This window comes from Pantoea stewartii subsp. stewartii (genome assembly GCF_008801695.1).
Taxonomy (GTDB): Bacteria; Pseudomonadota; Gammaproteobacteria; order Enterobacterales; family Enterobacteriaceae; genus Pantoea; species Pantoea stewartii.
Genome location: NZ_VZPF01000013.1, coordinates 45,420 through 70,754 on the forward strand (window position 1 = coordinate 45,420; position 25,335 = coordinate 70,754).

At 52.6% G+C, this 25,335-nt stretch carries 21 protein-coding genes and 4 tRNA genes; 19 read left to right on the forward strand and 6 right to left on the reverse strand.

The features are described from left to right. Both F7Q90_RS05375 and kdgK read right to left on the reverse strand, forming a co-directional pair. A complete protein-coding gene (locus tag F7Q90_RS05375; RefSeq protein WP_006121422.1) occupies positions 1 to 873 on the reverse strand; it encodes an alpha/beta hydrolase in 873 nt (290 codons plus the stop codon). 899 nt (positions 874 to 1,772) lie between these two features. Next, positions 1,773 to 2,705, reverse strand: a complete 933-nt coding sequence (gene kdgK / locus F7Q90_RS05380; protein ID WP_006121423.1) for a 2-dehydro-3-deoxygluconokinase — start codon at positions 2,703 to 2,705, stop codon at positions 1,773 to 1,775. A 268-nt stretch (positions 2,706 to 2,973) separates the two neighbouring features. Between kdgK and pdeH the strand changes: the two genes are divergently transcribed. Together pdeH and F7Q90_RS05390 are read left to right on the forward strand one after the other, a co-directional pair. After that, complete coding sequence (pdeH, locus tag F7Q90_RS05385; protein WP_006121424.1) at positions 2,974 to 3,747, forward strand: cyclic-guanylate-specific phosphodiesterase; 774 nt, start codon at positions 2,974 to 2,976, stop codon at positions 3,745 to 3,747. Between the two features lie 63 nt (positions 3,748 to 3,810). Continuing rightward, positions 3,811 to 5,871 carry an AsmA family protein gene (locus tag F7Q90_RS05390; RefSeq protein ID WP_006121425.1) on the forward strand — a complete coding sequence of 687 codons (2,061 nt, stop codon included), beginning with the start codon at positions 3,811 to 3,813 and terminating at the stop codon, positions 5,869 to 5,871. Here the strand turns inward: F7Q90_RS05390 and ppiC are convergent, their stop codons facing one another. Next, positions 5,872 to 6,153: a peptidylprolyl isomerase PpiC gene (gene ppiC, locus F7Q90_RS05395; RefSeq protein ID WP_006121426.1), complete on the reverse strand. Its 282-nt coding sequence runs from the start codon at positions 6,151 to 6,153 to the stop codon at positions 5,872 to 5,874. 141 nt (positions 6,154 to 6,294) lie between these two features. On the opposite strand from ppiC, the gene rep reads away from it, so the two are divergent. Beyond that, positions 6,295 to 8,316: a DNA helicase Rep gene (rep, locus tag F7Q90_RS05400; protein WP_006121427.1), complete on the forward strand. Its 2,022-nt coding sequence runs from the start codon at positions 6,295 to 6,297 to the stop codon at positions 8,314 to 8,316. Positions 8,317 to 8,344: 28 nt separating this feature from the next. Here rep and gppA read toward each other — a convergent pair whose 3' ends face one another. Together gppA and rhlB are read right to left on the reverse strand one after the other, a co-directional pair. After that, the gene (gene gppA / locus F7Q90_RS05405; RefSeq protein ID WP_006121428.1) at positions 8,345 to 9,829 is read right to left on the reverse strand and encodes a guanosine-5'-triphosphate,3'-diphosphate diphosphatase; all 1,485 of its coding nucleotides are present in this window, start codon (positions 9,827 to 9,829) and stop codon (positions 8,345 to 8,347) included. Positions 9,830 to 9,836: 7 nt separating this feature from the next. Next, positions 9,837 to 11,129 carry an ATP-dependent RNA helicase RhlB gene (gene rhlB, locus F7Q90_RS05410; protein WP_006121429.1) on the reverse strand — a complete coding sequence of 431 codons (1,293 nt, stop codon included), beginning with the start codon at positions 11,127 to 11,129 and terminating at the stop codon, positions 9,837 to 9,839. A 117-nt stretch (positions 11,130 to 11,246) separates the two neighbouring features. Between rhlB and trxA the strand changes: the two genes are divergently transcribed. The 16 genes from trxA (at position 11,247) to F7Q90_RS05490 (ending at position 25,102) form a co-directional block, all read left to right on the forward strand. Continuing rightward, on the forward strand, positions 11,247 to 11,579 hold the full coding sequence (gene trxA / locus F7Q90_RS05415; protein WP_006121430.1) for a thioredoxin TrxA: 333 nt from the start codon (positions 11,247 to 11,249) through the stop codon (positions 11,577 to 11,579). 341 nt (positions 11,580 to 11,920) lie between these two features. After that, entirely contained in the window at positions 11,921 to 13,180 is a 1,260-nt protein-coding gene (gene rho / locus F7Q90_RS05420) for a transcription termination factor Rho (RefSeq protein WP_006121431.1), read from the forward strand. Positions 13,181 to 13,640: 460 nt separating this feature from the next. Then, complete coding sequence (wecA, locus tag F7Q90_RS05425) at positions 13,641 to 14,726, forward strand: UDP-N-acetylglucosamine--undecaprenyl-phosphate N-acetylglucosaminephosphotransferase (protein WP_033737346.1); 1,086 nt, start codon at positions 13,641 to 13,643, stop codon at positions 14,724 to 14,726. A 26-nt stretch (positions 14,727 to 14,752) separates the two neighbouring features. Beyond that, positions 14,753 to 15,802: an ECA polysaccharide chain length modulation protein gene (gene wzzE, locus F7Q90_RS05430; RefSeq protein ID WP_006121433.1), complete on the forward strand. Its 1,050-nt coding sequence runs from the start codon at positions 14,753 to 14,755 to the stop codon at positions 15,800 to 15,802. A gap of 10 nt (positions 15,803 to 15,812) precedes the next feature. Beyond that, complete coding sequence (wecB, locus tag F7Q90_RS05435; RefSeq protein ID WP_006121434.1) at positions 15,813 to 16,943, forward strand: non-hydrolyzing UDP-N-acetylglucosamine 2-epimerase; 1,131 nt, start codon at positions 15,813 to 15,815, stop codon at positions 16,941 to 16,943. Continuing rightward, on the forward strand, positions 16,940 to 18,199 hold the full coding sequence (gene wecC, locus F7Q90_RS05440) for a UDP-N-acetyl-D-mannosamine dehydrogenase (protein WP_006121435.1): 1,260 nt from the start codon (positions 16,940 to 16,942) through the stop codon (positions 18,197 to 18,199). The genes wecB and wecC overlap by 4 nt, the downstream gene beginning before the upstream one ends. A gap of 35 nt (positions 18,200 to 18,234) precedes the next feature. Beyond that, a complete protein-coding gene (rffC, locus tag F7Q90_RS05445) occupies positions 18,235 to 18,942 on the forward strand; it encodes a dTDP-4-amino-4,6-dideoxy-D-galactose acyltransferase (RefSeq protein ID WP_006121436.1) in 708 nt (235 codons plus the stop codon). Beyond that, the gene (gene rffA, locus F7Q90_RS05450; RefSeq protein ID WP_006121437.1) at positions 18,929 to 20,059 is read left to right on the forward strand and encodes a dTDP-4-amino-4,6-dideoxygalactose transaminase; all 1,131 of its coding nucleotides are present in this window, start codon (positions 18,929 to 18,931) and stop codon (positions 20,057 to 20,059) included. Before rffC ends, rffA begins: the two co-directional genes overlap by 14 nt. After that, entirely contained in the window at positions 20,059 to 21,309 is a 1,251-nt protein-coding gene (gene wzxE / locus F7Q90_RS05455; RefSeq protein ID WP_006121438.1) for a lipid III flippase WzxE, read from the forward strand. Before rffA ends, wzxE begins: the two co-directional genes overlap by 1 nt. Continuing rightward, positions 21,306 to 22,373, forward strand: a complete 1,068-nt coding sequence (locus F7Q90_RS05460) for a TDP-N-acetylfucosamine:lipid II N-acetylfucosaminyltransferase (protein ID WP_006121439.1) — start codon at positions 21,306 to 21,308, stop codon at positions 22,371 to 22,373. The genes wzxE and F7Q90_RS05460 overlap by 4 nt, the downstream gene beginning before the upstream one ends. Beyond that, a complete protein-coding gene (gene wzyE, locus F7Q90_RS05465; protein WP_006121440.1) occupies positions 22,370 to 23,713 on the forward strand; it encodes an ECA oligosaccharide polymerase in 1,344 nt (447 codons plus the stop codon). Before F7Q90_RS05460 ends, wzyE begins: the two co-directional genes overlap by 4 nt. 42 nt (positions 23,714 to 23,755) lie before the next feature. Beyond that, positions 23,756 to 24,496 carry a lipopolysaccharide N-acetylmannosaminouronosyltransferase gene (gene wecG, locus F7Q90_RS05470; RefSeq protein WP_006121441.1) on the forward strand — a complete coding sequence of 247 codons (741 nt, stop codon included), beginning with the start codon at positions 23,756 to 23,758 and terminating at the stop codon, positions 24,494 to 24,496. Between the two features lie 157 nt (positions 24,497 to 24,653). After that, a tRNA-Arg gene (locus tag F7Q90_RS05475) sits at positions 24,654 to 24,730 on the forward strand. Positions 24,731 to 24,825: 95 nt separating this feature from the next. Next, positions 24,826 to 24,901: transfer RNA gene (locus F7Q90_RS05480), tRNA-His, on the forward strand. Between the two features lie 16 nt (positions 24,902 to 24,917). Continuing rightward, positions 24,918 to 25,004 (forward strand) — tRNA-Leu (locus tag F7Q90_RS05485). Between the two features lie 21 nt (positions 25,005 to 25,025). Then, positions 25,026 to 25,102: transfer RNA gene (locus F7Q90_RS05490), tRNA-Pro, on the forward strand. A gap of 136 nt (positions 25,103 to 25,238) precedes the next feature. Here F7Q90_RS05490 and F7Q90_RS05495 read toward each other — a convergent pair. Next, positions 25,239 to 25,335 (reverse strand): transposase domain-containing protein (locus F7Q90_RS05495; RefSeq protein WP_151160719.1); only part of this gene is annotated, 97 nt, incomplete at its 5' end.

The following is a 25,335-nucleotide window of genomic DNA, read 5'->3' on the forward strand; positions in this document are numbered from 1 at the left end:
TCAGGTTTTTGCCCTGAGCCATTCGGTCACCAGCATCGGCCAGCTGGCAAGGGGCAAATCCGCTACACCACGAATGCCAAAGCCGTGCCCGCCTTTCTGATAAAAATGCACTTCTACGGGGACGTTATGTTCCCGTAACGCGCTAAAAAATACCATGCTGTTATTCACTGGCACGTCATCATCATCGGCGGCATGAATCAGCAACGTAGGCGGCACCTGACTGTGAACCCGGGTCTCGAGTGAATAAGCATCAATAGTTTTTTGATCGGGCCAGGCACCTAATAAGCGTGTGCGTGATCCTTCATGGGCCAGACCATCGCGCATACTGATGACCGGATAAACAAGAACCATTGCATCCGGCCGAGGCGACAGGTTTTCTGCACTGTCCTGAACGGGATAAAGTTTTTCGCCGAAACGCGTACCCAGGCTCGCGGTGACGTGGCCGCCAGCAGAAAAGCCCATCATCACAATATATTTTCCGTTTAGCCCGCGCTGTGCCCGTTCACGTAGTACGCGCACGGCGCGCTGTGCGTCGGCCAGCGGTGCATCTGGTCCTTCGTGATGTCCATCATAGGGCAGGCGATAAGTCATTACCGCCAGGGTATAACCCATCGAAGTAAAGAACGTTGCCAGCGCACTGCCTTCACGATCAATCATGATGCGCTGGTAGCCGCCCCCTGGCGCAACCAGCAAGGTGATGCCATTGGATTCAACAGGATGCCAGATAGCCATTTCCGGGCAGCGTACACCGGTTGCTACGCGGTCGTAGGGTTCATACTCTTTTGCGGTATCCACAATCTGGGGCTGAGCACGAGAATCGCTGGCGCCTGGCGCATCACCATTTGGCCAGATATTAATAATTTCTGTATTCATAGCAGTGTCCTGATGCGAGAGATGTTGTCGTTGTTTTGTTCGCGGCCGTGAGAACAGCATCCTGCTGTCGCTGTTTAAAAGATGGCCTGTTTTAATGTAATCGTCCAACCTAAAAGCGGTTTATACATGAGATTCGGACTATGCCTGGCGTTGAAGCTGCTTGGCTAACTTGATAATTTAAAAGGAATAAAAACGCATTAAGATTAGAAACTGTTAACAGATGAGGACCAGAGGCGACGGCGTTAAAACGGCTGAGCTGACTTAAGCTAAATGAGCGGTTTTTCATGTTGCCCTGACGGAAATAGCAGGAATTTATTCCCCTGTGATGTTTCAGGAAACATAATGTCTGGATGCCGGACGGTACGATGCCATTGCGGCTCAATATATCGTCCCGCTTCATGGGGGCTTATTAATCGTCAGTGTATCCTGACCGTCAACTCTCCAGAAGGCGTTCAGGTGGCGTTTCAGTAACAGCCCTCCGGATCACGGAACTGTACCCTTGATTTACCTTCGTGAACAGTTTTGGCGGCTTTACTACGGTGTCCCACGGTTTTCTGCCAACGCTGTTAGCGCATCGACGTCATTCTGCGCCTTTGCGTTGATGGCAAAAGCCATGCCATCGAAGCTCTCTTCAGCGAGCGCAGGCGGTACCGTATCGTTGAATATCCTTTGCCTGCGGATAACGTCTGGGCTTCGTACCGCGGTTTTTGAAAAACAGGATGGGGGGATTTGGCTCAATAATCTGCGTCTTACACCCACTCGCTTTGTAAAAGCCTGACGCTTTTTCCCTGTCGCGTATACCAGACAGACCAGATTAATGTGCTTCGTATCCACCCCCGTTTTCCTTCAGGCACAGACATGCTGCCTGTACCGGTGTCCCCGTTATGAGCGACTGGCAATCATTCCGGCATTGCCGAACGCGGAATGATCGCACCGCGGTACTGAATCACTGTGCTGGCGGTGAGATGACCGCGCCGTGCCGCTTCTTCTGTCGTCGCGCCGACAAGTCGCCTGGCCAGGTAGCCCGCACTGAATGAATCCCCGGCGGCCGTGGTATCGACAATCTTTTCTTTTGGCAGCGCGACGGAAGGCACCTCGGCCAATGGCTGGTCTTCAAACGCAATCAGGCACGATTCCGCCCCGCGTTTGATGACGACTTCCTTTACGCCCGCATCGCGTGCGCGGGCAATGACGTCCTCAACAGACTGTTCGCCCCATAACTGGTGCTCGTCATCCAGCGTCAGGAACGCCATATCCGTGTTTTCGAGCATTGTCTGGTAAGCCTGGCGAGTAGTGACCTTATCTTTCCACAAGCGCGGGCGGTAATTATTATCAAATATCACTTTCCCCCCGTTTGCCCGACAGTCTGCGAGCAGTTGCATGAGCCGGGCGCGACTGTCGTCAGGCAGGATAGCCAGGCTGATTCCGCTCAGATAAAGATAGTCGTAATGTTTAAGCTGTTGGCAAATGTCGTCGGCACCCGGGCCATCAAGCCAGTAACGGGCTGCCGCATCACTGCGCCAGTACCAAAAGGAGCGTTCGCCCCGATCGTCGGTTTGGATCATGTACAAACCCGGCATTTTGTTTTCAAGGCGCTGGATCAGTGCAGTATTGACATTTTCCGCCTGCCAGCGAGTCATCATCTCTGCGCTAAAGGGATCAATGCCCAGTGCGGTGACATAATCAACCCGTACATCCTGTTGACTGACCTGCCGGGCCAGATAAACCGCAGTATTCAGCGTGTCACCGCCAAAGCCGCGTTTGAGGTTCTCACCCTTCTCGGACAACTCAATCATGCACTCACCAATAATAGCGATCTTTATTTGCGTCATGGTTTCAGGCCTGTAGTAAAAATTCGCTTCAGTCTCGCGTTTGTAAGGCCTGTCGTCAACTTGTTAAAACAGTGTTTTAATTTAATTTAGGGCGCTAAAACATGATAATTAACCCGATAACGCGCCCTGTTTCGGCGATTGTCGTGTCAAAACTCGCGTAGACTCGTGGCTCCTATGTGGCCAGATTTTCACTATGTATCGAAATACAAACGATAATTGCCGCTAAGCCGCCCAAATGAAGGCGCTTACTATCAACCAGGAAAAGACCATGGTTATGGAGAATATTAGTCAATGGCTACCTTCTTCAGTTGACATCACTCCCCAGCAGAAAAAGCGCCTCTTCTGGCGACAGTGTCAACGCCAGTATACCTTTCAGCCTATCTACAAAGTCTCTGGGCGGCTGTTGGCGATTGAGTTGCTGACGGCGGTCATGCATCCGTCTGAACCTGAAAAAAAACTCTCCCCGGAAGCGTATTTTGCTGAGCTGGAGATAGCAGAGCGCCTTGACGTTGTGCAGGAGCAGTTAACGTGGCTCAGCCAGTGGGAAGCTTTCTTTGCCGATAATGAGGTCATGGCATCAGTCAATATTGACGGCCCCTCTCTGTCATTAATACAACATCATCTGCCGATTCGCAGCCTTATCACCCGATTGCCCTGGGTGCGCTTTGAACTGACCGAGCACCACGTTTTGCCTCAGGAAGAGATGGTGGCGCAAATGCCGGAGTTGGGGCCGCTCTGGCTGGATGATTTCGGCTCAGGGATGGCAAATTTTTCTGCCCTGACGGAGCTGAAATACGACTACATCAAGTTGTCGCGCGAATTGTTTATTTTGTTGTGTGCATCGGGGGAAGGGCGAACACTCTTTCCTATGCTGTTGTCGCTGATTAACCGCTACTGTAACGGCGTTATTGTTGAAGGCGTGGAAACGCAGGATGAATGGGAGCAGGTAAAAGCCTCTCCGGCCATTGCGGCGCAGGGATATTTTTTCTCACGCCCCGCCCCTTTTTCGGAACTGGCGTACCTGCCTGTCCAGCTTGATTGATCCCTTCCGGCTCGCTCTCGACTATCTTTAACGGAGACCGTGAAAGAGCAGGGAGGATGCCTAATGTCACGCGCTGGAAAAATAGTCAGTTGGATAGCGGGAATTTTAGTCCTGGTGATCGTCGTCGTGGTCATTGTCATTGCCACATTCGACTGGAATCGCCTGAAGCCGACCATCAACAAAAAAGTCTCAGCAGAACTGAACCGACCTTTTGCCATTCGTGGTGATTTGGGTATCGCGTGGCAACGACAACGCGACGAACCGGGATGGCGCAGTTTTATCCCCTTGCCGCATCTGCATGCCGAAGACATCATGCTGGGCAATCCGCCTGATATTCCCGATGTCACTATGATTCATCTCCAGCGCGTCGACGCAACGCTTGCGCCGCTGGCACTGCTGCACAAACAAGTCTTTATCCCCTGGATAAAGCTACAGCAGTCGGATGCCCGATTGATTCAAACCGCCGACAAGAAAAACAACTGGACGTTTACGCTCGCTGAAAGTGACAGCAAAGACGACAATGCACCGCCTTCCGCCTGGTCATTTCGGCTGGACAATATTCTGTTCGATCAGGGAACTCTGCTTTATCGCGATGCGGTTAACAAGGCTGATGTCACTGTAAAACTCAATTCGCTTGGCAAACCTGTGCCTTTCGCGCAAATCGCGGGTGGAGACGACAGCCAAAAAAGGGCGGGTGACTTTGTTTTCGGCTGGCAGGCTGAAGGGCGCTTTAACAATGAAAAACTCACGGGCCAGGGTAAGCTCGGCGGCATGTTATCACTGCGAAGCCAGACGACACCGTTCCCGGTGCAGGCGGATGTCCGTAACGGTACTACACGGGTACAGCTTTCTGGCGGTGTGCAGGATCCGTTAAATCTGGGCGGACTGGATGTGCGTTTGCGTTTTTCTGGCGACACGCTGGCGAATCTGTATGGCCTGACGGGCGTGTTATTACCGGATACGCCGCCCTATGAAACAGATGGTCGCCTTATTGCTAAATTCACTGGTAAAGATGGGTCTGTTTTCCGCTATCAGGCATTCAATGGGCACATTGGCGATAGCGATATTCATGGCTCCCTGACCTACAGCCAGGGCAAACCTCGCCCTAAACTGGTAGGGGAACTGCGATCTGACCAATTGCGTATGGCAGATTTGGGGCCGCTTATTGGCGTTGACTCCGGCAAAGGCAGTGAGAAAACGCAACAGGCTAAGGCAAAGCACGGCGAAAAATCGACACAGCCTGCCGATCGTGTTTTGCCTCATGATCAATTCGATACGAAAAACTGGTCGGTGATGGATGCTGACGTGAAGTTCAGTGGCAAACGTATCGAACACAGTAATTCCTTGCCGTTAAGCGATCTTTACACGCATTTGCAGCTTGATAACGGTAATCTACTGCTCGATCCGCTGCGTTTTGGTATGGCCGGGGGCAACCTGAACAGCACTATTCGTTTAGAAGGCGATCGCTCTCCCATGCGAGGCCGCGCGGATATTCATGCGCGCAAACTTCGCCTGCGCCAGTTGTTTCCCAATGTACAGGCAATGCAAAACAGTCTGGGACAGCTTAACGGTGATGCCAGCTTGACGGGCACGGGCAATTCCGTGGCTGACCTGCTCGCAACCAGTAACGGCCAACTCAAGCTGCTAATGAACGACGGGCTGATTAGCCGCAATCTGATGGAGATTGCCGGATTAAATGTCGGTAACTATCTGGTTGGTAAGCTATTCGGTGATGATGAGGTGCGCATCAACTGTGCGGTAACGGATCTGAAATTGCAAAACGGTCTGGCCACGCCAAACCTGTTTGTGTTCGATACGGAAAATGCGGTCATCAACGTGACGGGAAATGCGAATTTCGCCACTGAACGTCTGGACCTGTCTGTGAATCCAGAGAGTAAAGGCATTCGTATCGTGACCCTGCGCTCACCGCTGTACGTCCGTGGTACGTTTAAAAATCCGGATGCCGGTGTGAAGACCGGGCCACTACTGGCGCGTGGTGCGGCAGCCGTTGCCCTGGGTGCCGTGGTAGCACCGGCGGCGGCCTTACTGGCACTGATTTCCTCCAGCGATAATGATGAAAATCAGTGCAGCCGGGTATTGCAGCAGATGAAAAGCAAAAAATAATCAGTTGCGATAGAGCACTTTGATGATGTGGTAACCAAACGCGGTTTTCACCGGCCCAAAGGGTTGTAACAGTGGGCAGGTGAAGGCCGCTTTATCAAATGCAGCTACCATCTTTCCCCGCCGGAATTCACCCAGATCGCCGCCGTTTCGGCCTGAAGGGCAGATGGAGTGTTTTTTAGCAAGCTGCTGGAAATTCTCCCCTTTTTTCAACTTCTCCAGCAAGACTTTCGCCTCTGCCTCCTGTTTCACCAGAATATGTAAAGCCGCGGCAGTTTTCGCCATGATGGTGTCTCTGTTGTGTATAATTGCCCTCCATTATAAACCCGTCTTTTCAAATCGCAGAGACGTTAACGGCACCGCGTTCATGCCGTTGGCACGCGTGTGAGGCGAAGCGGGTATCTTATTTCAACAGAGCGATTCCCTATGCGTTTAAACTCCAGCCAACAACGTGCCGTCGAATTTGTCACCGGTCCCTGTCTGGTGCTGGCGGGGGCTGGCTCGGGTAAAACCCGCGTTATCACCAATAAGATCGCACATCTGATTCGGGAGTGCGGTTACCAGGCGCGCCACATTGCGGCCGTGACGTTCACGAATAAAGCCTCACGTGAAATGAAAGAGCGCGTCGCGCAAACGCTGGGGCGTAAGGAGGCGCGCGGCCTGATGATCTCGACATTCCATACCCTGGGACTGGAGATTATTAAGCGCGAATATGCGGCGCTGGGAATGAAGTCTAACTTTTCCCTGTTCGACGACCAGGATCAACTGGCCCTGCTTAAAGACCTGACCAGCCAGTGGCTGGAAGAGGACAAGACCTTACTGCAGCAGTTGATTTCCACCCTTTCCAACTGGAAAAATGATTTGGTTGATCCGCCCAAGGCGGCGGCATTAGCCCGTTCGGAGCGCGATAACGTTTTCGCGCACTGCTATGCCCTGTATGATCAGCACCTTAAAGCCTGTAATGTGCTGGATTTTGACGACCTGATCTTGTTGCCGACCCTTCTGCTACAGCGTAATCAGGAAGTGCGCGAGCGCTGGCAGCAACGTATTCGCTATCTGCTGGTCGATGAATATCAGGATACCAATACCAGCCAGTACGAACTGGTTAAATTGCTGGTGGGTGCCAGAGCGCGTTTTACTGTCGTTGGCGATGACGATCAGTCGATTTATTCCTGGCGCGGAGCGCGTCCGCAAAATCTGGTCCTGCTGAATGAGGATTTCCCGACGCTGGAAGTGGTGAAGCTTGAGCAGAATTACCGATCTTCACAGCGTATCCTTAAAGCTGCCAATATCCTGATTGCCAACAATCCGCACGTGTTCGAGAAGCACCTGTTTTCTGAACTGGGTATCGGTAGTGAACTGAAAGTGCTGAGCGCAAACAGTGAAGAACACGAAGCCGAGCGGGTAACGGGTGAACTGATTGCTCATCACTTTATCAATAAAACGCAGTATAAAGATTACGCCATTCTGTACCGGGGGAATCACCAGTCCCGGGTATTCGAAAAATTCTTGATGCAGAACCGTATCCCTTACCGGATTTCAGGTGGCACCTCCTTTTTCTCACGGCCAGAAATAAAAGATCTGTTAGCGTATTTACGCGTACTCACTAACCCCGACGATGACAGCGCCTTTTTACGGATTGTGAATACTCCCCGGCGTGAAATTGGCCCGGCGACGCTGCAAAAACTGGGTGAATGGGCCACTATCCGCAGTAAAAGTCTTTTTAACGCCAGCTTCGATGTGGGACTGGGGCAGACCCTGACCGGCCGCGGTCTTGAGCATCTGCAGCGCTTCACTCACTGGCTCAATGAGATTATCCAGCTCAGTGAGCGGGAACCCGTCAACGCTGTCCGTGATTTGATTCGCGGCATCGATTATGAAAGCTGGCTGTTTGAAACCTCCGGTAGCCCTAAAGCCGCTGAAATGCGCATGAAAAACGTCAATACGCTGTTTCAATGGATGACGGAAATGCTGGAAGGGAGCGATCTGGATGAGCCGATGACGCTGGCCCAGGTCGTCACGCGGTTTACGTTGCGCGACATGATGGAGCGCGGGGAAAGTGACGACGAGTCAGACCAGGTGCAGCTGATGACGTTGCATGCGTCTAAAGGGCTGGAATTCCCCTATGTTTTCCTGGTTGGCATGGAAGAAGGATTGCTCCCGCATCAGAGCAGTATTGATGAAAATAACGTTGAAGAAGAGCGCCGTCTGGCCTATGTCGGTATCACCCGTGCGCAGAAAGAGCTGACGTTCACCTTATGCCGTGAGCGCCGTCAGTACGGTGAACTGGTTCGCCCCGAGCCCAGCCGCTTTTTACTGGAGCTGCCGCAGGATGATGTGGTGTGGGAAACCGAGCGTAAGGTGGTCAGTGCTGAAGAGCGAATGAAAACCGGCCAGAGTCGGGTGGCCGGATTACGGGCGATGCTGGAAAAGGCGAAAAAGGGTTAATGCGCCGATCGGGCGTAACCGCAAGTACTCAGGTCAGCGATAACTGCCAGTGTACATAGGACTGGTAATGACTTTCCTGTTCAAGCAGTTCCGCCCGAAGCGGATGTACATCCAGCCAGCCCGCCGGCAATGTGACATTCAGCGCTTCATCATCGGCCTGCATACGTACGGCAGGCAGGGTGTCATCGCGACGGCGACTGGAAAAGATAATCGACAGGCGCAGCAGGCGACACAGGCGCTCTGCCAGACGCGGCGGTACGGCATTTTGTTGGGTCAGTAACGCAAGATCGATGCTGCCGCTTTGGTTTTGCAGTAAGCAGGCGATCAGCTTTTTTTGCGCGGGCGTAAAACCCGGCAGATCAAGATGGCGAACCAGGTAGGCAGCATGCTGAGGTGCCTGACGGAAATCGACGCTCAGCCCGATTTCGTGGATAGCACAGGCGCTCAGCAGTAATTCGCGACAGCGCTGATCCAGTTTCCAGACCACGCTGACCTGGCGAAAAAAACTTTCAGCCAGCTGACGTACCCGATCGGCCTGGCACACATCGATGTTGAACCTGCGCTGAACATTTTGCAGAGTACGGCTGCGAATATCACGATCAACAGGTAAGTGCAGCATTCCGTACACCAGCCCTTCGCGCAGTGCACCACCGGCCAGCGTCATGCTGTCGATATTGAGTTCCTGAAAAATGGCGATCAGGATTGAGAGCCCACTGGGGAACACAAGCGCACGTTCCAGCGTCAGTCCTTCGATTTCAAGCTCTTCCAGCTTGCCACATTGAATAGCGCGCTGCTTTAACTGCTGGAGTTTGCTCAGGGTGATGCGCTCATCCATGCCCTGTGCCACCATGATTTCCTGTAACGCCTGCACGGTGCCGGATGCACCGACGCAAACCTGCCAGCTCTGTTTGCGCAGTTCTGCCGAAATGGGCTGCAGCATGGCTTTGGCGGCCTGTTCTGCCTGGTCAAAATTTTCCTGCGCCAGGTGACGATCGCCAAAGAAGCGTTCCAGCCAGGTGACACAGCCCATCTGCAAACTAAACAGCACGCTGGCATGGGAGCCGTCACCGGTGGCTAACTCGGTACTGCCGCCGCCGATATCGACAACCAGACGTTGATCGGAGCCGCCGGTGGTGTGCGCCACGCCTTGATAAATCAGACGGGCTTCTTCTTCACCGCTAATCACATTGACGGCGCAGCCCAGAATCTGTTGAGCCTTATCCAGAAAGACCTGTGCATTTGCTGCAATACGCAGCGTAGCCGTCGCCACCACCCGAATCTGGTCAGGCGGAATATCCTGAAGTTGTTCCGAGAAAAGCCGCAAACATTGCCAGCCCCGCGCCATCGCTTCAGCTGACAAATGATTGGCGCTGTCCAGGCCAGCAGCCAGGCGCACCTTGCGTTTGATTTTGGCGATAGTCTGAATACTGCCAGACACTTCGCTGACTACCAGCATGTGGAAGCTGTTAGATCCTAAATCAATCGCAGCATAGAGTGTCGATGCGCTTAGCATGGTGAACTTAACCCGAACGTTTACGGTTGTTATGACGTGGAGCACCGCGACGACTGGCGTTATTTCCGCCACGACGCTGACCGTTGCCTGTACGATTACGCGTCAGACGTTTCGGCGGTGGGAGTTCACTTAACAGCGCATCGCTGTTGTATTTGCTCACCGGAATAGTGTGACCAATGTACTCTTCAATACCCGGCAGATTTAACGCGTACTCTTCGCATGCCAGGCTGATTGAGTGGCCGCTTGCCCCTGCGCGTCCTGTACGGCCAATGCGATGAACGTAGTCCTCGCGGTCATCAGGCAGATCGTAGTTAAAGACATGTGTCACTGCGGGAATATGCAGGCCACGTGCCGCAACATCGGTCGCCACCAGGATATCGATGTCACCTTTGGTAAAGTCATCCAGAATGCGTAAACGCTTCTTCTGAGCCACATCGCCGGTCAGCAAGCCTACACGGTGACCGTCCGCAGCCAGATGGCCCCAGATATCTTCACAGCGATGTTTCGTATTGGCGAAAATAATCGCGCGATCGGGCCATTCTTCTTCCACCAGCGTTTGCAGCAAACGCATTTTCTCTTCGTTGGAAGGATAGAAAAGCTCTTCTTTAATGCGGTGGCCCGTTTTTTGTTCCGGCTCGACTTCAACGTATTCGGCGCTGTTCATGTGCTCAAAGGCCAGTTCACGCACGCGATAAGAGAGCGTGGCCGAAAACAGCATACTCAGGCGTTGAGTTGCGGGTGACATGCGGCGGAACAACCAGCGAATATCTTTAATAAAGCCGAGATCGAACATGCGATCGGCTTCGTCCAGCACCATGACCTGTATGGCGCTGAGGTTGACGTGATTCTGCTTCGCATAATCAATTAAGCGACCCGTGGTGCCGACCAGAATATCGACACCGTTTTCCAGAACTTTTAACTGCTTGTCATAGCCGTCGCCACCGTAAGCCAGGCCTAGTTTCAGGCCGGTCGATGTCGCCAGCGGTTCTGCATCCGCATGAATTTGCACGGCAAGTTCACGCGTAGGTGCCAGAATTAACGCGCGTGGTTGGTTAACCTGGCGTCCCTCTGGTGCAGGGTGAGAAAGAAGATGATGAAACGTTGACGTTAAAAACGCCATCGTTTTGCCGGTACCGGTTTGCGCCTGACCTGCGACATCACGCCCTGAAAGCGTAAATGGCAGTGCTAACGCCTGAATAGGCGTGCAGTTATGAAACCCTTTTTTATCAAGGGCTTCCACTACCTGTGGGTGCAGGGCGAAGTCGGAAAACTTCTGTTCAGTTAAGTGTGTTTTGCTCATAGTGTGGTAGAATATCAGCTTACTATCGCTTTACGAAAGCGTATCCGATGAAATAAAGTCAACCAACATTGGTTTATATTACGCCAATTCGCCAGGCATAATCTTGTGGAGTAAAACATGAGCAGCGATAAAATCGTTCATCTGACCGATGACAGTTTCGACACCGACGTGCTGAAAGCCGACGGCGTTATACTGGTAGATTTCTGGGCTGAATGGTGTGGTCCTTGTAAAATGATCGCCCCAATCCTTGATGAAGTTGCAGAAGAGTATGATGGCAAGCTGACCATCGCTAAGCTGAATATTGACGATAACCCAGGTACCGCACCGAAATACGGCATTCGTGGCATCCCGACGCTGCTGCTGTTTAAAAACGGTGAAGTCGCTGCAACGAAAGTGGGCGCATTGTCCAAAGGTCAATTAAAAGAGTTCCTGAACGCCAACCTGGCGTAAGCGGGCTGAACGTTCGGCAGTGGTTAAATTTTTTCCTCCTGCTGGACGTTCGCTTTTAAGCGTGCTAACTTATTTTCACTGCACTATGATCATACCTTGTAGTTAGCATTCAAAGTTTTCCCTTGTTAAACCCTGTCGCACTGTACCTACCAGCGGTTTAGCAATCTAACGACTAGCTCTACTCTGACTTAAATCGACCGACTCCTCGCTTCCAGTCATCATTCAAGACAACGATCGTTGAGAAGAGTTGAAAAGTCATTAACAGAACAGGCATGGATTAACTGCCATACCATTCACGACAAACATTTCGAGTATTACCCCGAGTTTAAGAACCCATCACTATGAATCTTACCGAATTAAAAAATACGCCGGTTTCTGAGCTGATTACCCTCGGCGAGAATATGGGGCTGGAAAACCAGGCTCGTATGCGCAAGCAGGACATTATTTTCTCAATCCTGAAGCAGCACGCGAAAAGCGGCGAGGACATCTTCGGTGATGGTGTGCTGGAGATATTGCAGGATGGATTTGGATTCCTCCGCTCTGGAGACAGCTCCTACCTCGCCGGTCCTGATGACATCTACGTTTCTCCCAGCCAAATTCGCCGCTTTAACCTCCGCACTGGTGACACCATCGCCGGCAAAATTCGCCCACCAAAAGAAGGTGAACGCTATTTTGCGCTGCTGAAAGTTAATGAAGTCAACTACGACAAGCCTGAAAACTCGCGCAACAAAATTCTGTTTGAAAACCTTACGCCGCTGCACGCTAACAGCCGTCTGCGTATGGAGCGCGGTAATGGATCAACCGAAGACTTAACGGCGCGCGTACTGGACCTGGCGTCGCCCATTGGCCGCGGTCAGCGTGGCCTGATTGTTGCTCCGCCAAAAGCCGGTAAAACCATGCTGCTGCAGAACATCGCACAGAGCATTGCCTATAACCATCCTGACTGCGTGCTGATGGTGTTGCTGATCGATGAGCGTCCGGAAGAAGTGACAGAGATGCAACGCCTGGTCAAAGGCGAAGTGATTGCCTCAACCTTCGATGAGCCGGCTTCGCGTCACGTTCAGGTCGCAGAGATGGTGATCGAAAAAGCTAAGCGCCTGGTTGAGCATAAAAAAGACGTCATCATTCTTCTCGACTCCATTACGCGTCTGGCCCGTGCCTATAACACCGTGGTGCCGGCCTCCGGTAAAGTGCTGACAGGTGGTGTGGATGCTAACGCCCTGCATCGTCCTAAGCGTTTCTTTGGTGCGGCGCGTAACGTGGAAGAGGGCGGCAGCCTGACCATTATCGCGACTGCGCTGGTGGATACCGGTTCGAAAATGGACGAAGTGATTTACGAAGAGTTTAAAGGCACCGGTAACATGGAGCTTCATCTCTCACGTAAGATTGCGGAAAAACGCGTCTTCCCGGCCATTGATTACAACCGTTCCGGTACACGTAAAGAAGAGCTGTTAACCTCTCAGGAAGAACTGCAGAAAATGTGGATCCTGCGTAAAATTATTCACCCAATGGGCGAAATCGACGCGATGGAGTTCCTGATCAACAAGTTGGCCATGACCAAAACCAACGATGAATTCTTCGACATGATGAAGCGCTCTTGATCCTTTTAAGCGCCATCTGGCTTTGTTGAATAAATGGATTTTATGCTGTGGTACTATGAAAACGGTTGTTTCAGATAACATAAAATCAATGCATTACATGCTTGCGTATGACGGTGTTCTGTCTGGCATCAGCGTTTTCTACCAAAACAGTGCAGACAAAACAGAATGATTACCTATTATTCAACAAAGCCGCGCCATCTGAGCAGGATGGCGTTTTTTACTTTAAAAGATCGTAAAATAGCTCTGACGCCACGTTCTGACGTGGCGTTTTTCATTTACGGGCTATAGGATTGTGGTCTGGCAGACGTAATAATAATGACGGTGAAAGTGGTGGACGGTTGACCGTTCGTACACCGCTTAATGCCGAATTCGGAATCTGGGACGGTAATATGCGCCTTCTTTCGCGTATTGTGTGTATCCAGGATGATAGCTGAGAGCGTTTAACGTGAATTTACTCACTATGAGTACTGAGCTTGGTTTAGTTTTTGTCTTTTCCCTGGCGTTTCTTTTCCTTGCTCGTAAAGCAGCCGAGAAAATTGGACTGGTTGACAAGCCCAATATGCGTAAGCGCCACCAGGGGGTAGTACCGCTGGTGGGGGGCATATCCGTTTATGCAGGTATCTGTTTCGCCTTTTACATTACTAATTATTACCTGCCGCACGCCATGCTTTACCTGGCCTGCGCGGGCGTACTGGTATTTGTCGGGGCGCTGGATGACAGGTTCGACATCAGCGTAAAAATTCGCGCGACAGTACAAGGTATTGTGGCTGTAGTGATGATGTTTTTTGGCAAGCTCTATTTGCTGAGCCTCGGATTTATCATAGGCCCGGTTGAATTGATTGTCGGGCCGTTTGGTTACGTCCTCACTCTTTTTGCTGTCTGGGCAGCAATTAATGCTTTCAATATGGTCGATGGCATCGATGGCCTTTTAGGGGGGCTTTCCATTGTGACCTTTGCGGCAATGGGAATTATTCTCTACCTTGATGGCCAACACAGCCTCGCAATGTGGTGCTTCGCGATGATCGCCGCCACATTACCCTATGTTTTTCTTAATCTCGGTTTTCTGGGCCGGCGCTACAAAGTCTTTATGGGGGATGCGGGCAGCACTATGATTGGTTTCACCATCATATGGATTTTGCTCGAAACGACTCAGGGCCTGAGTCATCCTATTACACCTGTTACGGCATTGTGGCTAATCGCCATTCCTTTAATGGATATGGTAGCCATCATGTATCGTCGTTTAAGCAAGGGAATGAGCCCCTTTTCTGCCGATCGTCAGCATATTCACCATTTAATTATGCGGGCCGGTTTTACTTCCCGTCAGGCTTTCGTCCTGATTACTTCCGCTGCGGCACTTCTTGCAGGTATTGGCGTACTGGGAGAATACCTTGCCTTTATACCTGAATGGGTGATGTTAATTCTGTTTCTGATTGCCTTCATGGGTTACGGCTATTGTTTGAAGCACGCATGGCGCGTGGCAAGAAAAATCAGACGCTTTAAACGCCGCCTGAATAATTTTAGAAATGCCAGGAAAAATGAACCCTGATGAGTCTTAAAAAGGATGACGCTGTGATGCCTGCAAACGTTGTGGAGAACGAACTGGATATTCGCGGCCTGTGCTGCCGCTTGTGGCGCGGAAAGCACTGGATAGTCGGTTGCGCAGTGCTGTTTGCAGTGGCAGCCTGGCTGGCGACGCTGCTGATGAAACAGGTATGGAGCACAACGGCGATTACAGGGCGTCCAACGGTGAATATGCTGGGCTCGTACTATTCACAGCAGCAGTTTCTCAATAACCTGGATGTACGCAATGACGCCGTGACGTTAACCAGCGCGTCTCCCAACGTGATGGATGAGGTTTATCATGAGTTTCTGGTGCAGCTTTCCTCCTGGGATACTCGTCGCGAGTTCTGGCTGCAAACCGACTATTACAAAAGCCGGAAAAGCGGCAATGCGCACAATGATGCGGTCCTGTTAGATGAGCTAATTGATAACATCCAGTTTACGCCAGCGGATACCGCGCGTAACACGTTCGACAGCGTCAAACTGAAAGCGGAAACGGCGAGCGATGCCAACAACCTGTTGCGTCAGTACATTGCCTATGCCAGTGAGCGCGCAGCACGTCATCTCAACGCGGAGCTAAAAGGTGCGTGGCAGGCACGAGATGCGCAACTTCAGGCACAGGTCAGGCGTCAGGAAGCTGTGGCGAATGCCGTCTTCCAGCGTCGCATTCATCGTCTGGAACAGGCGCTGAAGGTGGCCAGCCAAAAAGGAATTACTGAAAAACAGACGAATGAAGTCAGTGAGAGTCTTGCTGACAGCGACCTGTTTTTAATCGGTCAGCCGCTATTGCAGGTGCAACTCGACACCCTGCGTGCGACGGGACCGAGCTTTGATATAAGCTACGATCAAAATAAAGCGATGCTGACGACACTGGATGCAGGACCTGCGTTAACCAACAAATTTCAGACCTACCGTTATTTACGTACACCGGAAGAGCCGGTGTCACGTAACAGCCCACGCCGGGTATTTATGATGGTGATGTGGGGCGCGGTAGGGGCACTGGTTGGCGCCGGTGTGGCACTGGCACGTCGTCGGCGACCCATGTCAGATACACAAGATTGAGAGAAACAGTGTGAAAGTTCTGACAGTTTTTGGCACCCGACCTGAAGCCATTAAGATGGCACCACTCGTTCAGGCCCTGGCACAGGATCCGGCTTTTGAATCACGGCTGTGCGTAACCGCACAGCACCGTGAAATGCTCGATCAGGTGCTGAGCTTATTTCAGCTTCAACCTGACTACGACCTCAATATTATGCGGCCTGAACAAGGATTAACGGAAATAACCTGCCGTATCCTGCAAGGCATGCACACCGTCCTTCTCGATTTCAAACCCGACATTGTTCTGGTTCACGGTGACACCACAACCACGCTGGCGGCCAGTCTGGCTGCGTTCTATCAACAAATACCTGTCGGCCATGTTGAAGCGGGTTTAAGGACAGGCGATCTGGCATCGCCGTGGCCTGAAGAGGGCAATCGTAAACTGACAGGCCATCTGGCACGGCTGCATTTCACGCCAACCTCCCGTTCCCGACAGAACCTGCTGGATGAAAATCTGCCCGATGACAGCATTGTGATTACCGGCAATACGGTGATTGATGCCCTGCTGTGGGTGCGCGATCGGGTACTAGATGATAACGCCATTAATGCGCAACTGGCTGCACGTTATCCGTTTCTGGATGAAAACAAAAAGCTGGTACTGGTAACGGGCCATCGGCGGGAAAGTTTTGGCGGGGGGGTTGAGCGTATTTGTAGCGCTTTAGCCGAAATTGCGCGTCAGCACCCTGAGGCGCAGATCGTTTATCCTGTGCATCTCAACCCGAATGTCCATGAGCCCGTTAACCGCATTCTGCGCGACATCAAGAACATAGTACTGATTGAGCCGCAGGAGTATCTGCCGTTTGTCTGGCTCATGAATCGTGCCTGGCTCATTCTCACCGATTCTGGCGGAATTCAGGAAGAAGCGCCTTCACTGGGTAAACCCGTTTTGGTGATGCGTGAAACCACGGAACGGCCAGAGGCGGTTGACGCGGGAACAGTAAAGCTGGTGGGAACGGATACGGCGAAGATTGTTGCCGAAGTCAGCGCATTACTGAATGACGACGAGGCCTGGCAGACCATGAGCCGCGCCCATAATCCCTATGGGGATGGCAATGCCTGCGGGCGAATCTTACAAGCCTTAAAAGATAACAGAGCCAACTTATGAGTTTTGAAACCATTTCCGTCATTGGACTGGGTTATATTGGGCTGCCTACCGCAGCCGTTTTTGCCTCAAAGGGAAAAAAAGTGGTGGGCGTTGATATCAATGCCCGGGCTGTTGACACCATCAACCGCGGTGCCATTCATATCGTCGAACCCGATCTGGAACAGGTGGTGCAGGCAGCCGTTGCGCGTGGCGATTTACGTGCCACCACGCAACCGGAAGCGGCGGACGCCTTTTTGATTGCCGTCCCTACGCCTTTCCAGGCCGATCGCCAGCCCGACTTACGTTTTGTGCAGGCGGCCGCAATATCCATCGCACCGGTTTTGAAAAAAGGCGATCTGGTGATTCTGGAGTCGACGTCTCCGGTAGGCAGTACCGAGCAGATGGCGGAGTGGCTGGCTGCCGAGCGGCCTGATTTACGTTTCCCCCAGCAGGGCGATGAACCGGACGTTTTTATTGCCTACTGCCCTGAGCGTGTTTTGCCCGGCCAGATCATGGTCGAGCTGATTAAAAACGATCGTGTTATTGGCGGCATGACGCCAGCCTGTTCTGCCCGTGCCAGCGCGTTATATCGTCTTTTTCTCCAGGGCGAGTGCGTGGAAACTCATGCCCGTACCGCCGAAATGTGCAAGCTGACCGAAAACAGCTTCCGGGACGTAAACATTGCGTTTGCCAATGAGCTGTCCCTGATCTGTGCTGAGCAGCAGATTAATGTCTGGGAGCTTATTGCGCTGGCAAACCGTCATCCTCGTGTGAATATTCTGCAACCCGGTCCCGGCGTAGGCGGACACTGCATTGCCGTCGACCCCTGGTTTATCGTGGCGCAGAACCCTGACTTAGCGCGACTGATCCGTACCGCCCGCGAAGTGAATGATGCCAAGCCACACTGGGTACTGGAGCAGGTAAAAAAAGCACTGGCAGACTGTCTGACGCAAACCGATAAGCGCGCCAGCGATCTGACGATTGCCTGTTTTGGCCTGGCGTTTAAGCCAAATATTGATGACCTGCGTGAAAGCCCGGCGATGGAAGTCGCCCATTTGATTGCAGACTGGCATCAGGGCCGTACCTGGGTGACTGAACCGCATATTGAGCAGATTCCCGAACGTCTGGAAACGCAGGCCACGCTGGTGTCAACAGAGCAGGCGCTGCAACAGGCCGATATTCTGGTGATGCTGGTCGATCATCAGGCGTTCCGCGCCATTGATGCGGCGCACGTGACCCAGCAATGGGTCGTTGATACGAAAGGTGTCTGGCGCTGAAAACAGACGCTGATTAACAAAGCTCTGAGGAACACATGTCCGTTCACGTTAAGGTCAATCCCCTCGACTGGGAGAGCCAGTTTTTCGGCATCCAGTCTGTCAGACTGGAAACGGGTGGAACATTGCCGCTGGAAAGCGCGCTTCAGCATCCTTGTGCGTTGTTTCAAATTAAAGTGCCCGCTGATCAGACCGCCACTATTGACGCCCTGAATCAACATCAGTTCCAGTTGGTGGAGGGCGAGGCGGAGTTGTCCCTCACGATTAAACGAACCGAGCGGCAAACGGGGGTTCGTATTGCCCGTCAAGGCCAGATCCCCGCACTGCGTGAGGCGGCTTCTCAGGCCTTCCGCCAGAGTCGGTTTCGTTCGCCGTGGTTTGCGCCAGAAGAGAGCGGACGTTTTTACGCGCAGTGGATTGAAAATGCGGTACTTGGCACCTTTGATCATCAGTGTCTGGTGGCCTGCGATGACAGCGGTGCGCTGCAGGGATTCGTGTCTTTGCGTGAGGTAGATGGCGATGCCCGCATTGGCTTACTGGCTGTCGTGCCTGCGGCGCAGGGGCAAAGCATTGGTCAGCGCCTGATGCTGGCGGCAGCTGACTGGGGACGTGTACGCCAGCTCGATCGGCTGCGCGTCGCAACACAAATCAGCAATCTCACGGCGATGCGTCTTTATTTACGCAGTGGTGCACGACTGGAAAGCACGGCGTACTGGTTTTACAGGAGAGGTCATGATTCCCTTTAATGCGCCCCCGGTTGTGGGCAGCGAAATCGACTATATGCAGTCGGCCATGAGCAGCGGCAAGCTCTGTGGCGATGGTGGTTTTACGCGCCGTTGCCAGCAGTGGATGGAACAGCGTTTCGGCAGTGCAAAAGTGTTACTGACGCCTTCCTGTACCGCATCACTGGAAATGGCGGCATTGCTGATCGATATTCAACCCGGCGATGAGGTCATCATGCCGAGTTACACCTTTGTGTCCACTGCGAATGCCTTTGTACTCCGGGGCGCAAAAATCGTGTTTGTGGATGTGCGCCCTGACACGATGAATATGGATGAAACGCTGATCGAAGCCGCCATCACGGATAAAACGCGTGCTATCGTACCGGTACATTATGCCGGCGTTGCCTGTGAGATGGACACGATCATGGCGCTGGCGGCCCAGTACAAGCTGTTTGTCATTGAAGATGCTGCGCAGGGCGTGATGTCACGTTATAAAGGGCGGGCCTTAGGCACTATCGGTCATATCGGCTGCTTTAGTTTTCACGAAACCAAAAACTACACGGCGGGCGGAGAAGGCGGTGCAACGTTGATCAATGATGCCAGCCTGGTTGAGCGTGCGGAAATCATCCGTGAAAAAGGCACCAACCGCAGCCAGTTTTTTCGTGGTCAGGTAGACAAATATACCTGGCGCGATATGGGATCCAGTTATCTGATGGCGGATCTACAGGCGGCTTATCTTTGGGCGCAACTGGAAGCCTCCGAGCGTATTAACCAGCAGCGGTTGCGTTTATGGCAGCGCTACTATAATGCGCTAAAACCGCTGGCAGAAAACGGCCACATTACCTTGCCCACGGTTCCGGCCGACTGTCAGCACAACGCGCACATGTTCTATATTAAACTGCGCGATCAGGAACATCGTCAGGCGTTGATTAACTGGCTTAAAGAGGCCGAAATCCTGGCCGTTTTCCATTATATTCCGTTGCACACTTCACCTGCTGGCCTGCAGTTTTCCCGTTTTGCGGGCGATGACCGCTTCACCACGGCCGAAAGTGAGCGCTTATTGCGGCTGCCGCTGTTTTTTAACCTGTCAGATAATAACCAGAGCACGGTTATCAGCTCACTGCTGAGCTTCTTTTCCTGATGTCATTAGCCAAAGCCTCTGTATGGACGGCCTCTTCAACTCTGGTCAAAATTGCCGTGGGCCTGCTGGTGGTCAAGCTGCTGGCGATCAGTTACGGCCCGGAAGGCGTTGGTCAGGCGGGGAATTTTCGACAGTTGATCACGGTGCTGGGCGTTCTGGCGGGGGCCGGGATTTTCAACGGCGTCACAACCTTTGTCGCGCAATATCGCCAGCAACCGCAGCCGTTGCGCGCGCTGGTTGGAACGGCCTCGGCGATGGTGACAGGCTTTTCAACACTGCTGGCGCTGGTTTTTTTGCTTGCTGCAGCCCCTGTCAGTACCGCCTTGTTTGGGCACGATCGCTATCAAAACGTTATCCGTATCGTTGCTTTTTTGCAGTTCGGCATTGCCTGGGCCAATCTCATTCTGGCTTTAATTAAAGGCTACCGGGATGCACAGGGTAATGCGTTGGCGCTGATGACAGGCAGCGTGACTGGCGTAGCCGGTTATATGCTGTGCTGGGGGCTGGGAGGGTACGCGGGCGCATTAACCGGTTTAGCGATGGTGCCGGCATTACTGGTTATTCCTGCCCTGGTGATATTCAGGTATCGTGTGCCGCTGCCCTTAAGCTGGCTACGTCCACAGTGGCAGCCTGAGATGGCGCGTCAGCTGGCAAAGTATACGCTGATGGCACTGATCACCGCCGTCACGCTTCCGGTTGCCTGGGTCATGATGCGAAACCAACTTGCCGCTCACAACGGCTGGGCTCAGGTCGGTTTATGGCAGGGCGTGACCAGTATTTCCGATGCTTACCTGCAGTTTATTACCGCAACTTTTAGCGTCTGGCTGCTGCCCACGCTGGCCAGGTTAGAAAACAAAACAGAGATTGCACGAGAGATCGGACGGGCATTGCGCTTTGTGTTGCCGGCTGTCGCGGCGGCCAGCCTGATCGTGTGGATAATGCGGGATATCGCTATCCGCCTGCTGTTTTCTGCCGCATTCCATGATATGCGGGATCTGTTCGTCTGGCAGTTGTGTGGGGATGTTTTTAAAGTGGGGGCTTATGTTTTTGGCTATCTGGTCATAGCGAAAGCATCGTTACGTTTTTATGTGCTGACGGAAATCAGTCAGTTTGCGTTACTGACCCTGTTTTCCCGTTGGCTGATTCCGTTACACGGTGCCAGTGGCGCAGCGCAAGCCTATATGTTCACGTACATTATCTATTTCGCGCTCTGCTGTGGCGCCTTTATTCTCTACTGCCGAAGAAAATGACTTTGATTCACGTTTTGGGATCGGATATTCCCCATCACAATCTCACGGTGTTGCGTTTTTTTAATGACGTGATGAGCACCGAACTGCCTGCGCCTGTGGCGTGTCACTTTATGGTGGTCACCAGGCAGCCGGAAAGCCTTATTGGCTTTGATGCATTGCGCATTGAAACGTTTAGCAGCAAGAAAGCGCTCTCTGAAGCACTTTTACGCCGGGCTAAACAGCGCGAGCAGCGTTTCTTTTGCCATGGACAGTTTAATCCCTGGCTGTGGCTGGCGTTACTGAGTGGCAGGCTGCACCGGTCTCAGGTGTACTGGCACGTCTGGGGCGCCGATTTATATGAAGACTCGCGCAGCCTCAAATTCCGCCTGTTTTATTTTCTGCGTCGTATTGCGCAGGGGCGGATTGCGCGTGTCTTCGCGACTGAAGGCGATCTGTATCATTATCAGCAACGCCATCCTTCGGTACCGCGCACCTTACTTTACTTCCCAACCCGTTTACCCACCGCGGCGATAACGCCCCGCCCGGATGACATCCTGACGGTGCTGCTGGGGAATTCAGGCGATGCCAGTAATCGTCATACAGAAGGGCTGGAAGCGATTCGGGCGCAGTTTGGCCAGAATGTGCGTATTGCGGTGCCGCTTGGCTATCCGCCCAATAACGATGAGTATATTGCCCGGATTCAGAATGCCGCTGACAGACTTTTTCCTCAGGGGCAGGTAACGTTACTGCGTGAAAATTTGGCCTTCGATGATTATCTGGCATTGTTGGCGCGCTGCCATTTAGGCTATTTTATGTTCGAGCGGCAGCAGGGCGTAGGCACGTTGTGTTTGTTGATTCAAGCCAATATCCCCTTCGTGCTGACGCGTAAAAATCCTTTCTGGCGTGATGTCACCGCGCAACAGCTTCCGGTCCTGTTCAGCGATGATGCGCTGACGCCTGCTATCGTTGCAGAAGCGCGCCGACAGCTCATGGGATGCGACAAGCAGCACGTTGCGTTTCTGGCGCCGGGTTACCTCGTGGGTTGGCAGGCGGCGTTGCGCCTTTGCGAAGGAGAGCCTTCATGAGTCTACTGGCGTTTAGTGGTCTGCTGTTAGTCTACGTGCTGTCACTCATGATCATCGTCACGCTGAATGTACGCGAGATGAAACAGGAACGATTTAACTTTCACCTGTTTTTTACCTTGCTGTTTCTGCTGACCTTTTATTTTGGGTTTCCGCTTACCAGCATTCTGGTGTTTCGTTTTGACACTCAGGTGGTGCCGGCCGATTTTTTACTGCAGGCGATGCTGTCTGCCACAGCGTTTTATGTCATTTACTTTGTCAGTTACAAGGTCCGTCTCAGGCCGATGGCGACATCACCTGCCCGGCCCTGGCTACAGATGAACCGTGTGGAGACGCATTTGACCTGTGGCCTGCTGGCGCTGGTCGCCATCGCGACCGTGACGGTTTTTTTCATCCATAACGGCTTTTTATTATTTCGCCTCACAGCCTACAACCAGATCTTTTCCAGTGAGGTTTCGGGTGTCGCTCTGAAGCGCTTTTTCTATTTCTTTATTCCGGCGATGTTGATCCCGTATTTTTTACACCCTACACGCCGTAACTGGCTGCTCTTTCTGATTGTCACCGTCAGTTTTGGCTTGCTGACCTATGCGCTGGTTGGCGGGACGCGTGCCAATATCATCATCGCTTTTGCGCTGTTTCTGTTTATCGGAATTACGCGTGGCTGGATAACCTTATGGATGCTGGCCGTCGCTGGCGTGATGGCCATTGCCGGTATGTTCTGGCTGGCGCTGCGACGCTATAACCTGGACGTAATGGGCGCAGAAGCGTTTTATACCTTTCTTTATCTGACCCGGGACACTTTTTCGCCCTGGGAAAATCTGGCGTTGCTGCTCGAAAATTACCATAAAATCGATTTTCAGGGTTTAGCGCCCATGTGGCGTGATTTCTATGTATTTATCCCGTCATGGCTGTGGCCCGACCGTCCTCTGACCGTCCTGAACAGTGCCAACTATTTCACATGGGAGGTGCTTAATAACCATTCAGGTCTGGCGATCTCTCCTACCTTAATCGGTTCACTGCTGGTGATGGGCGGTATTGGGGCGATAGTGCCAGGTGCTGTGGCTGTGGGCTTAATAATTAAAGGCTTTGATAGCTTGTATAAGCGCGGACGCAGTGAGTCAAATCGCTATACGGGGGCCATTCTGCAAAGTTTTTGTTTTGGTGCGGTATTCAACATGATTGTACTGGCGCGTGAAGGGCTGGATGCATTTGGCTCCCGCGTGGTGTTTTTTTGCCTTATTTTTGCGGCCTGCCTGGCGGTAGCGAAACTGCTTTACGGATTACTGAATCATGTCGGTCTGATTCGCAGCCGTAGAGAACGTCCGCTGCATAGCCCATCCTGACGCTGATGCACCTCTGGTATGAAAGGGAAAAACAATAAAGATATGAGTACGCACACCGGTACACCACGCTACGAGATTCGCGGTATCACCCTGTACGGTTTCGACAGCATGACAGCGTTTGTCGATTTTTTGATGCCCCCATCCGGTATCCGTACAGGTACGTTGGTGGCCATTAATGCTGAAAAGGTTTTGAGTGCTGAACGGGATGCGGCGTTGAGCGCCCAAATCCAGCAGGCCGAATTCAATTATCCTGATGGCATCAGTATTGTTCGGTCGATTCGAAAGAAATATCCCCAGGCCTCCGTGCAGCGCATCGCGGGTGCCGATCTGTGGGAAGCCTTAATGCAACGCGCTGGCCGCGAGGGGACACCGGTGTTTTTGATTGGTGGCCGTGAGGCGGTATTAGATGAAACGTGCGCGAAGCTGCGTCGTCAATGGAACGTCAACATCGTCGGTGCCCAGAACGGTTACTTTGTCCCGTCTGAACGTGAGGCGCTGTGTGCCCGCATTGCAGCGAGCGGCGCAAAGCTGGTGACGGTAGCGATGGGCTCACCACGGCAGGAGCTTTTCATGGCGGATTGCCAGAGGCAGTGGCCAGAGGCGCTGTATATGGGCGTAGGCGGCACCTACGATGTCTTTACGGGACACGTAAAGCGTGCGCCTGTCTTCTGGCAAAAACTGGGGCTGGAGTGGCTCTATCGCTTGCTCGTGCAGCCCAGTCGCTTGCGCAGGCAGTTAAAGCTGGTGAAATACCTGCGTTATCACTGGCGTGGCGATCTGTGATATCGCTGATTAATGCCAGAATTTCGCGTCCGCACAGGCGTAAATGCGTTATTTGTCGACGAAATGCACAAAGCGTAATCAAACGCGCTATTTTCTTTAAAAAGCACTAGACAGGATGGGCGCTTATCTCTAGTATGCACATCCGCAACGGCGCTACGCGCCCGTAGCTCAGCTGGATAGAGCGCTGCCCTCCGGAGGCAGAGGTCTCAGGTTCGAATCCTGTCGGGCGCGCCATTTAGTTTGTGCGTATGAGCTTCGGTGGTATCAGTACCGCGTTAGGTAGAAAGATTTAAATGCTGTAGGTTTGACTTACAACATTCAGTACAGTGGTGGCTATAGCTCAGTTGGTAGAGCCCTGGATTGTGATTCCAGTTGTCGTGGGTTCGAGTCCCATTAGCCACCCCAGATTTTGCTGGGGTACGCGAAGGTGGCGGAATTGGTAGACGCGCTAGCTTCAGGTGTTAGTGTCTTAACGGACGTGAGGGTTCAAGTCCCTCTCTTCGCACCAGGCAAAACAAATTAAAAAAATCGGCGAGTAGCGCAGCTTGGTAGCGCAACTGGTTTGGGACCAGTGGGTCGGAGGTTCGAATCCTCTCTCGCCGACCATTTTTAGAAACCTGTCTGAGAAGACAGGTTTTTTTTCGTCCGTACAAAAGAGGGTGAAGACCACCGAAGGCGGTTTGTGCCGGGCGAAGCGAGGCAACGTTGCGAAGTAAGCGTCGCATTCAGACCGTATTGACGTTCAGGCAGAGGGAAGCTCGACCTTCCATGGCAGCAGATCGCGGACCCGGTTCACCGGCCAGTCCTGTATATGACCGATGACGTAACGCAACCACGTC